At 45.6% G+C, this 11,012-nt stretch carries 11 protein-coding genes; 7 read left to right on the top strand and 4 right to left on the bottom strand.

Features of this window, described 5'->3' with window-relative positions:
• Positions 1-52: 52 nt before the first annotated feature.
• From UWK_RS04715 to UWK_RS04725, 3 genes are all read left to right on the top strand, one after another.
• Positions 53-2,176, top strand: coding sequence for a cation:proton antiporter domain-containing protein (locus UWK_RS04715; RefSeq protein ID WP_015403209.1), 2,124 nt, complete (start codon positions 53-55; stop codon positions 2,174-2,176).
• A gap of 123 nt (positions 2,177-2,299) precedes the next feature.
• A complete protein-coding gene (locus UWK_RS04720; protein ID WP_015403210.1) occupies positions 2,300-2,869 on the top strand; it encodes an orotate phosphoribosyltransferase in 570 nt (189 codons plus the stop codon).
• Entirely contained in the window at positions 2,866-3,261 is a 396-nt protein-coding gene (locus tag UWK_RS04725) for a RapZ C-terminal domain-containing protein (protein ID WP_015403211.1), read from the top strand. Before UWK_RS04720 ends, UWK_RS04725 begins: the two co-directional genes overlap by 4 nt.
• 73 nt (positions 3,262-3,334) lie before the next feature.
• Here the strand turns inward: UWK_RS04725 and UWK_RS04730 are convergent, their stop codons facing one another.
• The 3 genes from UWK_RS04730 to UWK_RS04740 all read right to left on the bottom strand — a co-directional run bounded on the left by UWK_RS04730 (position 3,335) and on the right by UWK_RS04740 (position 5,110).
• Positions 3,335-3,529, bottom strand: a complete 195-nt coding sequence (locus tag UWK_RS04730; protein ID WP_015403212.1) for a hypothetical protein — start codon at positions 3,527-3,529, stop codon at positions 3,335-3,337.
• Between the two features lie 54 nt (positions 3,530-3,583).
• Positions 3,584-3,778, bottom strand: a complete 195-nt coding sequence (locus tag UWK_RS04735) for a hypothetical protein (RefSeq protein ID WP_015403213.1) — start codon at positions 3,776-3,778, stop codon at positions 3,584-3,586.
• Positions 3,779-4,153: 375 nt separating this feature from the next.
• The gene (locus UWK_RS04740; protein ID WP_015403214.1) at positions 4,154-5,110 is read right to left on the bottom strand and encodes a selenium metabolism-associated LysR family transcriptional regulator; all 957 of its coding nucleotides are present in this window, start codon (positions 5,108-5,110) and stop codon (positions 4,154-4,156) included.
• Between the two features lie 97 nt (positions 5,111-5,207).
• On the opposite strand from UWK_RS04740, the gene UWK_RS04745 reads away from it, so the two are divergent.
• Together UWK_RS04745 and UWK_RS04750 are read left to right on the top strand one after the other, a co-directional pair.
• The gene (locus UWK_RS04745) at positions 5,208-5,633 is read left to right on the top strand and encodes a rhodanese-like domain-containing protein (protein WP_015403215.1); all 426 of its coding nucleotides are present in this window, start codon (positions 5,208-5,210) and stop codon (positions 5,631-5,633) included.
• A gap of 18 nt (positions 5,634-5,651) precedes the next feature.
• On the top strand, positions 5,652-6,665 hold the full coding sequence (locus UWK_RS04750; protein ID WP_015403216.1) for a transglutaminase-like domain-containing protein: 1,014 nt from the start codon (positions 5,652-5,654) through the stop codon (positions 6,663-6,665).
• Positions 6,666-6,739: 74 nt separating this feature from the next.
• On the opposite strand, the gene UWK_RS04755 is transcribed toward UWK_RS04750, so the two are convergent.
• Positions 6,740-8,125: an MATE family efflux transporter gene (locus UWK_RS04755; protein ID WP_015403217.1), complete on the bottom strand. Its 1,386-nt coding sequence runs from the start codon at positions 8,123-8,125 to the stop codon at positions 6,740-6,742.
• A 183-nt stretch (positions 8,126-8,308) separates the two neighbouring features.
• Between UWK_RS04755 and UWK_RS04760 the strand changes: the two genes are divergently transcribed.
• Both UWK_RS04760 and UWK_RS04765 read left to right on the top strand, forming a co-directional pair.
• Positions 8,309-8,971, top strand: a complete 663-nt coding sequence (locus UWK_RS04760; protein ID WP_015403218.1) for a nitroreductase — start codon at positions 8,309-8,311, stop codon at positions 8,969-8,971.
• Positions 8,972-9,499: 528 nt separating this feature from the next.
• Positions 9,500-10,996, top strand: coding sequence for a chemotaxis protein CheW (locus UWK_RS04765; protein WP_015403220.1), 1,497 nt, complete (start codon positions 9,500-9,502; stop codon positions 10,994-10,996).
• The last annotated feature ends 16 nt before the right edge of the window (positions 10,997-11,012 follow it).

The raw sequence follows: 11,012 nt of genomic DNA on the forward strand, positions 1-11,012 counted from the left end.
GGGCAACAGATTTCCGGGATACTATCCCCTCCACCAACTCAAACATACATTTATGATAACCACTGGTATTGCCATCCTTCTTGCTATCGGCCTTATTGCGGCAAAAATATGTCAACGGATACACCTGCCTTCTGTCACCGGCTACATTATAGCCGGTTTGCTTCTTGGTCCCACCGGAATCAATCTTATATCCGAACAGTCCATCGGTCACAATCTGGATCACTTCACCAATATTGCCCTTATGTTGATTGCCTTTGGGATTGGTGAGCATATTGAGATTAAAAATCTCAAAAAACATGCCAGAAGCCTTCTGTTTATTGCCCTCTTTGAAACAAGCTGTACCCTTGTTGTAGTCACATCCGCAATATTTGGAGTGATCACATTGACAGGCCTGCACATTGATGGCTGGCAGCTGAAAGAAAATCTGGCACTTTCCATTCTCCTGGGAGCCGTAAGTGTGGCGACTGCTCCTGCTGCAACGCTGCTGGTAATCCGGGAACTCAAAGCCAAAGGCCCTCTCACATCAACATTAATGGCCATTGTCGCCATTGATAATGGGCTGGCAATCATCCTTTTTGGTTTTGCCGTATCCCTCACCCACCAGATTATAGGTCAAAGCGAAATCCCTCTGATCTTCGCGATAGGAAATGGTTTCCTTGAAATATTCCTCTCCCTGCTCCTTGGCTGGGTTACAGGATTTTGCCTGGAAACGGTCCTGAGAAGACTCAAAAAAGATGGGGAAATGCTCACCGCCGGACTTGCTATTCTACTCCTTTGCAGTCAGTTTGCAGTATTTATGAACCTCTCAGCTCTGCTTGCAGGTATGGTCGCAGGATTTACCCTGGTAAACAAGGCAGAGCGTGATGTACGTGTGTTTCGGGTTCTAAATAGTTTTGAACCGCCCATTTATGTACTCTTTTTCACACTGGCTGGAACCCATCTTGACATTAAAACTCTGGGCAGTGTGGGAATCCTCGGTATTGTTTATTTTCTAGCCAGAATAACAGGTAAAATCAGCGGAGTTCAGCTTGGATCTCGTTTCGGCAACACCCCTGATGTTGTCAGAAAACATCTTGGTTTCACCCTGGTTCCCCAGGCAGGAGTCGCCATTGGTCTCATTTTTCTTATCAGTGCAGACCCCAGCCTGGCATTTTACTCCTCGGTTATTACACCGGTGGTCCTCACGGGGGTGTTTCTCTCCGAGCTGATTGGCCCTCTTTCTGCAAAATTTGCGGTCATTGGAGCCAAAGAGGCCACTCTGCCTGATCATGAGGATCATGAAGAACCACAGTGTCTCGGTTTCACAGAAAAGGAATGCGATCAATTCATGAGATCCGAGGCAGGTATAAAAATTCTCCCCTGGACCTGGCAGAAACTACAGCCTGCAGCCACCACTGAAAGCGTTGTTGTTTTTGGAGCAACACGTCGTCATACCGTTAACGGCATCGCAAGAATTGCTACAATTTTTGCCCATTATCATAAGGCTCTCCCCATGGCCGTACTCGTCCGGGGCGCAGATAAACCTCCGGTTCCTGCGAACTACTTCCAGACAGAACGTGAAGAAGTCAAATCCATGGGCTACAATCTATTGACTGAAGTCGTTCCAGACCGTGAAATTGCCTCGGGCCTGGTGGCAGCTGTTGAATACAACAACGCCAAGGCTGTCGTCCTCAGTTATCCCCTCCACGATGAGACCTCGGATTTCCCGAAAATACTGGAAACAGTCGCTGAAAATGTCTCCTGCCCGGTGGTGGTTGTACAATTTTATGGTATCCTGCATACAGAAAAAATCCTCGTTCCCGTCACCGATATGGACGACCTTGCTGAGGTCTATCCAGTTGTAGCTGCACTCGATACCGTCGGTGAACATCAGATTCAACTGCTCTATCTTATCAGCTCTGATACAGACCAGGACGATATTAATGCTCATACTGAAAGGGTCTATCACTGGCTGAAGGAACAACCCAAGCGGGTACATCTCTCAGTAAAGGCAGTCCCCACTGATTCCCGGGTGGAATGTATCCAACAGGAGGCAGAGAAACACGATATTGTTGTCATGGGAGCTATCCGCGCTCAGGGTGTCAGAAAATTTTTCTTTGGCTCACTGGCTGACAGCTTGGCAAAAAAACTGAAAAAACCTTTTATCGTGGTCTACGACGCCAAAAAAGATCAGTAATGGGCTTGCAGAATCCATATACTCTCTATATGAATAATATTCAGTATCTAAAAATTGAGTAGAAAAACATCGTGGGAAACACACCGCGACACCACATTAAGAAAAGAGACAAAACAGGAAATCATGCCAGATAGCAGAGAAGAGCTCAGAAAACTCATTGCAGAACGCGCCCATATTGAGGACGGACACTATCGCACCCCATCGGGTATCATAACGGATCATTTCGATTTTTTTAAAATTTCCCTCAAGCATCAGGGAATAAAACTGGCAGGTGAACTTGTCTACAATGAAATCAAAGATCTCAATATCTGTGCCCTGGGCGGACCTGGCCATCCAATTGCCTCCGTCCTTTGCCGCGCTGCTTTTCTGAAAGAAATCGGGGTATTCTACATCCGTGACTCCATGCGCAAAGAAGGTAACTTAATGGAACCCAAATGGATCGAATCACGGATCAAGGCAGGGGATCGTGTGGCATTACTCGGAGATGTGGTTGCAACGGGAAGTCAGCTTATTCGGGCTCTTGAAGAAGTGATACAGTTTGGTGCCTATATTGTGAAAATTATCATCATAATAGACAGTGGAAATGGCAACGGGGTTGAAAACATACTGAAATTTGCCCAACTCAATCAGATGGATAACTGCCCTGTGGTCGCCCTCTATACAAGGGATGAAATTCTGGGAGTTGCTCCATGAGCAGTAAATCCAATTTCCCAATCACCCTGTTTTCTTTTGGTTATAAATATGACCCGCCGCAGGATGTAAACTTTCTTTTTGATGTACGTTTTCTCGCTAATCCGTTTCATGAAAAGGAACTTCGTTCCTTCACAGGCCTGGAAGCCTCTATTGCTGATTTTGTCCTGAACAATGATTCTGGAAAAGAGTGTTTGCAGCAACTCCACCGTATAATAAAATTTCATGCAAACCAACTCCGGCAGAGCGGTAAAGATGAGCTGCGGATAGGCATCGGCTGTACCGGTGGGCACCATCGCTCCGTTGCGGTAACCGAAGCCCTGGCAAATCTGCTCCGTGAAGACTTTGAAGCCGTCACTCACTTTCACAGAGATATAAAAAAAGAAAGCCACTGAGTTACCTGCACAAAAAAAAGCCTCCTGCTTCTCGAGCAGAAGGCTTTTAGCACCTTTTTATGATTATTATCTATCAGCCGACAAGCGCAGCAACATAGCCTTTAACCACATTGAGAGGACCGATATTTACAAGAGCACTTACCAGGCACGCTGTGCCCCAGATTCCAACGAGTGCAGCCACAACCATTCCTGATCCAAGTGCAAACGTAGAAACTTCGTATCCAACATTAGCCTGAGTTCTAGTTACTGTATGAGTATTTGCAGTCATGGTGTCCTCCTGATCTGTTGGAATGTATTCTTTCCCTTCGATTCTTTCTCTCTACTAGCCAGTAATTGCGGTCAACAACGCCTTCGCTGTTCCAACCACTCCGTTATTCATTAATACACTTACCATACATGCTGTGGCCCAGAGTCCGATCATTGCAGCCGTTGCCATACCAACACCGAGTGCAAATTTTGAAGTTTCGTATCCAGCATTTACTTGAGTTCTGGTCGTTGTAATTGTATTTGCAGTCATGGTGTCCTCCGTATAGGTTTGAGTTTGTGCTCTTTTCTGTTTTCTTGCCTTTTATATAGCATCAATGATGCCAGTTTTTACTATCCGGAAAACAACAACAGACTCACAGTATAAGTAATTAGTATTACTCGACATGATAGGGAGAGTCCTCCACTACCCTCGGAACACACATGTGGCGCATCCCCATGCCACAGTAGGCAGTTGTGTGGTATACGAAGAGAAAAGTGTGGTTTCGAACCGACGTTAGTGTTGCAGTTATTTAGGATAGGTACTTACAGGTGGCTATCATGGGACAATTATGCCGGATTCACTCGATCTCCTGAAGTACAACGTGAATTGCTGCACGAAACTCTCTGCAGTATGCATGTGCTACTCTCAACAACCGTCGCAGCCTGCCAAATAATTAAGAAAAGCCGAAGTAACGGGAGACAATGCCCTGTTTTTACGCTGAATCAGATAAAAAGGGCGATACAGAGTTTTTCCTGACAGAGCAACGCTCACCAGTCGGCCGCACTCAACCTCATCTGTCACAGCCAGGCGTGAAAGTATGGACACTCCCATTCCGGCCTTCACTGCTTCTTTAATTGCAGCGGTGGAGCCTATTTCCGCAACCTCCCTGAGGCTGCTCTCCGAAAATCCATTCTCCTCTAAAATTCTCGAAAAAACCCTTCGCGTTCCAGACTCAGGTTCCCGCAATATAAACGGCTCCTCAAGCACCTTCTGTATGGACACTTTTTTCTTCAAGGCCCATGGATGTGAAGGATAAACCACAAGTGTCAATTCATCTGAAAACATTTCAGTCCAAGTCAAGCCATTTTCATTCCATTTAGCACCAACGACTCCAAATTCAATATCTCCATCCAGTACCTTTTTTGAGATAATGCGTGAGCTGCTAATCGTGAGTGTTGCCTTTATTAAAGAATTTTGATTACAAAAATCCCCAATTAACCGGGGCAGGATATACGTTCCCGGGATTGTACCACAACCAAGGCGGATCCTTCCAACCAGCTTTCCACTGTACTGCTCAATTGCCTGAACAGCCTCACTTCTGGTTTCAAGAATTTTTCTGGCATAACCGTACAACACGCTTCCAGCGGGACTTACACCGATATCACGTCCGAGTCTATCCACCAGTTTTTGACCAAGTTCCTCCTCAAGGCTACGGACATGCTCGCTGATCGTGGGCTGAGATAACAACATCGCCTCGGCAGCACGGGTGAAACTTTTCAATTCCACCACTTTACAAAAAGCCTCAAGTTTTCTGATTTCCATGATCTCTCCTGTACCTATAATCGCCATATCACCGATATCTATGTACAAGAAGTATGCCATAGATATTTCCTATTTGTGTTATACAATAAAACAATTTATAAGTTTTTCCTCATCCTTTTTTTTCAAACTGTTCATTATTAACCAACGAGGAATTCTCATGAAAAAAATCAGTATTATCTCAATGCTTTTCATCTTTCTGCTCAATGTGGCAGCCATTTTTGATTCCTATAATTTCCTGACAGCTGACGAGTTCAAGGCATGGCTTGAGGCTGACAAAGAAATGATCATCGTAGATATCCAGGTAAAAGATGAATTTGCGTCCCACCATTTCCCGGGATCAATAGAAACGAATGCATTTCCTGTAAAAACAGAGGCACAGAAGAATCTGATTCTTCCAGCAGTAGAGGCCTATAAAAAGACCGGACACGATGTTGTTGTTATCTGCCCAAGAGGTGGTGGTGGTGCAAAAAGCTGTTACTCTTACATGAAAAGCCAGGGAGTTCCTGAGGAAAAACTGACCATTTTAAAAGGTGGCGTTGCCAAATGGCCATACCGGGAAATGCTGGTCAGCAACAATAAATAATACTCCAAAGGCACAATGATGAAAAAATTATTTCTTGTTCTAACTGTAATATGCTCGCTTATTTCACCGCTATGGAGTCTGGCTGCAAATGAAAGCAGTGGCACAATTACCATGGACTTTGACCTTTCCAAACACGATGTGAACGAAGAGGCTCAGCTGTGGATTCCCTATCCGCTCTCGGATCGTGATCAGATCATCTCCCAAATACAAATCAGTGGGGATTATGCCGAATCGGCAGTGTACAGTGACCAGACCTATTCAACCCCCATCCTCTATGCCCGCTGGAACAAGGGAGCCACGAGTAGAAAACTGAGTTTATCCTTTCATGTTGTGCGTCAGGAGGTAATTCGCCGTGATTTTCCAGAAAAAGAAACGCTTTGGGATCCCGCTGACTATGCCCCCTACCTTGCTGCCACAAGCCTTGGACCGATTGATGGAGAGGTTAAAATCCTGGCCGACCAGATCACCGATGGAAAAACAACGGTTCTAGAGAAAGCCAGAGCAATATATGACTGGATCTGTGACAACATGTATCGTGATCCCGCCACAAAAGGATGTGGCCCTGGAGATGTCTGTCTCCTTCTTGAACGGCCAGGAGGAAAATGCACCGACATTCACTCTGTCTTTGTTTCACTGAGTCGTGCCGCCGGTGTTCCCGCACGGGAAGTTTTTGGTATTCGACAGGGAAAAAAAGCGGAACAGGATATAAGCAGCTGGCAACACTGCTGGGCTGAATTTTATCTCCCCGGTTACGGTTGGGTCCCCGTAGATCCCGCCGACGTCCGGAAAATGATGCTTACACAAACACTTGAGCCCGGTGACAGCAAAACCAAATACTACCGTGACTACTTCTGGGGTGGCTGGGATCAGTATAGAGTGAAACTTGCAATGGGACGTGACCTGCAGCTGAACCCGCCGCAACATGGTATTCCGCTGAATACTTTTGGGTATCCCTTTGCCCAGATCGGTACCAGAACCCTTGACTGGCTTGATGCCGAAAATTTTCAATACCGTTTCACCTTCAATCAGTAAACCTTTCCAGGGATTTTCCGGCCAACAGATACGCATGCCACCGGAAGATCCCTGGCATCAGCCACCACGATAGACTAATTTCGAATTACCAGCATCTGTTCCCATTTACCATTGTGATAACGCCAGGAAATCAGCAAACAGAGGATTCCAATAAAAAAAACGACACAGCCCCAGGCAGCATATATTCCCATCCCCCAATAGGTAATGCCGACAAAGAGAGGAATAAGCATACAGCTGAGTGTGGCCGCGGAAATTGCCAAAAGAAGAAAACGGGTATCTCCTGCTCCTTTCAAAACTGCGGCAAATATCATATAAAAGACATCAAGCAGAATATAAACTGTAACAAACCGTAAAATGATTGATCCCACCCGCAATATTTCCTCATAACTGCCCCCCATCGTCCCTTTTTTCATAAAAAATGAAATTATAGTTTCCGGTGCACATAGAAAGAGGACGCCTAGTGACATGGTATAGAGCATCAGCAGATGAATACCACTCCATGCAGCAGCCCTGGCCTCCTCCGGCCTGCCTTTTCCCAGAGCCTGACCGGTCATGCTGCTTATGCCAAAAGAAAAACCGAGAGCGGGCATAAAGGCAAGTGAACTGATCGATATCACAATATTTGAAGCAGCAAGGGGTACGATTCCCATACGCCCGACAATAAGAATAAAAAAAGTGAAAGCGAAAATATCAAGACTGAACTGTAGGGCACCTGGAACCCCGTATTTAAACAGTTTTCCCATAATATCTCGATCCAGGGCTATGGTCTCGAGCAACTTGAACTCTAAAATAAAATACCTCGAAAAAATTGGAGGTGCCAGACACAGTACCACCACTCCCCAGGAAACAACAGTAGCGATGGCAGCCCCGCGTATGCCTAGTTCCGGCATGCCCCAGATGCCATTAATCAGCGCGTAATTCAGCGGAATATTGACCACCATGCCGATAATGTTTGCACTCATCACCGGTCGTGTCATTCCTCTACCGGTGAAAAAACCAGACAGAGCCTGGATAGCCACATGAAGCATGCCTCCCTGACAAAGAATCGTAAAATATTGAATTTCGAGCACCCGGATTTCTGGATTGTGACCGACGAGGATAAAAAGAGGAGTGGAGACAAAACAGGCTATCAGCAGAAGTATCACCCCGGAGAGAAGGGTAAAGAAAATTCCCTGCCACAGTGTGATCCCTATTTTTTCCGGCATACCTGCACCGTGATACTGGGCAATAAACACTGAAACATACCCGGCAACCCCACCCAGAAAGCAGAGAATCAGAAAAGCAGTCACCCCGGCAGGGACCACAGCTGACAGGGCATTAACACTGTAATGAGAAAGAAAAATCCTGTCGGTGAACTCCATGACCGTTGTCGCAGCCATACCTGTGACAAGAGGAACACAGACCCCTGACACTGCACGATACCTGCTTTTTTTTCGCCACTTCTGCCACTGTTTGAACATGCAAATCTCTTAAAGGTACCAGAGGGGAAAACAGGAAAAATATTTGGACATTTCGACCTAAACCTTTTATCCATTATAGTTCCAGTTGTAAACAGTACATTCTGCGAAGAGCTCAGGAGACAGGTATTATATACTCCCTTTACTCTTCAGCCTACTATTCCTTCAACCTACCATACTCTAGCCATGGATACTCTTGAATGCATCAAAACACGCAGAAGCATCAGAAAGTTCACCACAGACCCTGTTCCGAGAAAAGACCTGGAGGAGCTGATTGAAACAGCCAGGTGGAGTCCTTCCTATAAAAATTCTCAGCCCTGGCAGGCCATAATACTCTCCGGCAACAAAAAGCAGGAACTCTCCAAAATGCTCATTGGTCTGCTGGAAGAACGGAAAACCAACAGTCCAGACCTCGTGGCCCCTACCTCCTGGCCCGAAGCGGAACAGAAAAACATCAGTCATCTTCTTGCGAAACGCATGGAACTCACGGGCATTGATCTTGGTGCTCCGGAAATGATCGTCAAAGCCAAAAAGGCCAATTTCAACTTTTACTATGCACCTCATGCCATCTATCTTTATCAGGATGGATCACTCAGCGAATGGTCACTCTTTGATATTGGTCTTTTTGCTCAAAGCCTGATGCTAGCAGCTCACGCCAAAGGACTCGCCACCGTCCCTCAGGCATTCGCCACCGATTACGCAAAGGAAGTTAAAGAATGCCTGGGTATTCCTGCCTCCAAACGATTAATCCTTGGCCTTTCAGTCGGCTATCCGGATATGGACTCACCCGTAAACGCCTATCGTACTGAGCGAGCAGACATAGAAGATTTTTACAGCTGGATGGAATAATCCTCTCGTGGTACTTCACCCAGAACCAAGCCCGTAAGTGGAGTACCACATTACTTGCACAATTATTATCCATATCCGCGTTTTTTTCACTCTTTCCAAACTCCCTGTTCCAAAAAAAATATTTTCCCCTCAAGAGTGCCATACCACTCAGCCTCTCTCTCATCTGACTGTTTCAGTGAACATTTTATTGGTATTTAGCATTTTACTGGTGAGACACTGATAAACGAATGCTGAGCAGATAACGCAATTGTGTTTCTGTCCAGAAAAGTAGTCACATGGCTACAAAACTAACCATAGGGCTACTTTCCTGAACAGGTCCGACAAAATCATTACCCTCTCAACGGGAGTGACCCAAGAACACAATCAGCTGTTATCATACTGTTTAAGAATATTAACGATTCCCAAATATGACTGGCACAGCAATTGCTTAACATAACTCGCTGACATGACACACAATAACCACATAGTGGCACTGAGAGGTTCAGTGTTTAATTCAATTTTGTGTCATACTTCAAAGGAGTCTAAATTATGGCAGAACAACTTTTTGCATCATTTATTCTGGATCGGGATTCAGGGCTGGAAATTGCCATTGCCGCAGAGAGCGTAACGGAAGCAACATCTCTCACTGAGAAAATCCAACCGCTTCCAGCCAGCGTTCCCTTTCTTGAAGGCATTATGCACCTTCGGGACGCGGTCATTCCCGTACTGAACCTGAAGAAAAGAATGTGCCTTGAAGGGGCATCAAAATATGACAAAGATGCAAAGATTGCCGTTGTTCTCCTGGCAAACCAGAAATTCGGATTACTCTTTGATGACATCAAAGAAGTACTGCGGGTTGATGATTCCCTCCTTCTCCCGATCCAACCTGCCTTACAATCCGAAGACTATATCATTTCCGATCTGATCACCCTGCGCGACCAGCATCGCACGCTTGAGGTTCTTGATTTAAAACGTCTTTTCCAGGACCCAACCCTCTTGACCGATGGCATCGATAGCTCGTCAGCCATACCTCAATCCACCAAAACACGAACGTATTCCAGATATGTCATATTCTCCTCAGAGGGAAGAGAATATGGTGTTCCGGTGGAAAACTCACGAGAACTCACCTTTATTACTGAAATTGACGATATGTTTAAGACCGACTGCCTCGAGGGTGCCCTGCAGTTACGTGGCCGAACAATACCGGTTATGAACGCCAGTGCGCTCTTAAACGGTGGAACTGCAGTAAAAGCCGGGGAATTAAGTCGTATTCTGGTAATGACAACAGATGCGCTGAATTTTGGCATGATCATAGATCAAATTGTTGAAATTCTTACTGTCTGCAATGAAGAAATTCTTCAAATGCCATCTGGAGAAAATCAATCTGTAAGCGGTATATATGAGCCAACAACCGGTCGCAATATCATTCTTCTTGATGTGGCTAATCTCGTCACCAGCCAGATGGAACTTCTTAAATCCATGGCCAGAATAAAGAGCGGTGACAACGACAACGATGTCGAAACACTCACAGTCGCAGAATCAAGACACCTCATTACTGAAAACTGCTACCTGATTTTTTCCATCGAAAAACACTTTGCTATAGAGTTGAAGGATGTCCAGGAAATCATCGAGCATGACATACTGATGCCAATTCCAGGAGCACGCGGATTCGACTCCAGAGTACTCAACCTCCGGGGACAGGTAATTCCGGTGGTTGATCTACGCCACTTCTACGACTATCCCGAACAAGAGGCTGCAGAGACATCCTCAAGGCTCATTATCTGTCGAGACGGCAAGCGTCTTGTTGCCCTACAGGTAGACAGCATTGTAACCATTTACAAACAGGAAGAATTCCACCCAACACCATCCCTGAAACCACAACTGCAGCCTAAAAAAGACACCCTGGACCGGCTCATAGAATTCATCGGGGATCTCGGGGTTACAGAACATGTTCTGGTCATTAACACCCACAATCTAATCAATAACTATCTGCACCAAAATATTACCACAGAAAACCCAATATCTAATCACCAGGAAACCAATTAAATGCTTTTTCCGTTAC

Source organism: Desulfocapsa sulfexigens DSM 10523, assembly GCF_000341395.1.
Lineage (GTDB): Bacteria > Desulfobacterota > Desulfobulbia > Desulfobulbales > Desulfocapsaceae > Desulfocapsa > Desulfocapsa sulfexigens.

Excerpts from the sequence above, each read along its gene's own strand:
- UWK_RS04745 (WP_015403215.1), top strand. The coding sequence starts at position 5,208 with ATGAAAAAAATCAGTATTATCTCAATGCTTTTCATCTTTCTGCTCAAT.
- UWK_RS04750 (WP_015403216.1), top strand. The coding sequence starts at position 5,652 with ATGAAAAAATTATTTCTTGTTCTAACTGTAATATGCTCGCTTATTTCA.
- UWK_RS04715 (WP_015403209.1), top strand. The coding sequence starts at position 53 with ATGATAACCACTGGTATTGCCATCCTTCTTGCTATCGGCCTTATTGCG.
- UWK_RS04730 (WP_015403212.1), bottom strand. The coding sequence starts at position 3,529 with ATGACTGCAAATACTCATACAGTAACTAGAACTCAGGCTAATGTTGGA.
- UWK_RS04720 (WP_015403210.1), top strand. The coding sequence starts at position 2,300 with ATGCCAGATAGCAGAGAAGAGCTCAGAAAACTCATTGCAGAACGCGCC.
- UWK_RS04755 (WP_015403217.1), bottom strand. The coding sequence starts at position 8,125 with ATGTTCAAACAGTGGCAGAAGTGGCGAAAAAAAAGCAGGTATCGTGCA.
- UWK_RS04765 (WP_015403220.1), top strand. The coding sequence starts at position 9,500 with ATGGCAGAACAACTTTTTGCATCATTTATTCTGGATCGGGATTCAGGG.
- UWK_RS04740 (WP_015403214.1), bottom strand. The coding sequence starts at position 5,110 with ATGGCATACTTCTTGTACATAGATATCGGTGATATGGCGATTATAGGT.
- UWK_RS04735 (WP_015403213.1), bottom strand. The coding sequence starts at position 3,778 with ATGACTGCAAATACAATTACAACGACCAGAACTCAAGTAAATGCTGGA.
- UWK_RS04760 (WP_015403218.1), top strand. The coding sequence starts at position 8,309 with ATGGATACTCTTGAATGCATCAAAACACGCAGAAGCATCAGAAAGTTC.
- UWK_RS04725 (WP_015403211.1), top strand. The coding sequence starts at position 2,866 with ATGAGCAGTAAATCCAATTTCCCAATCACCCTGTTTTCTTTTGGTTAT.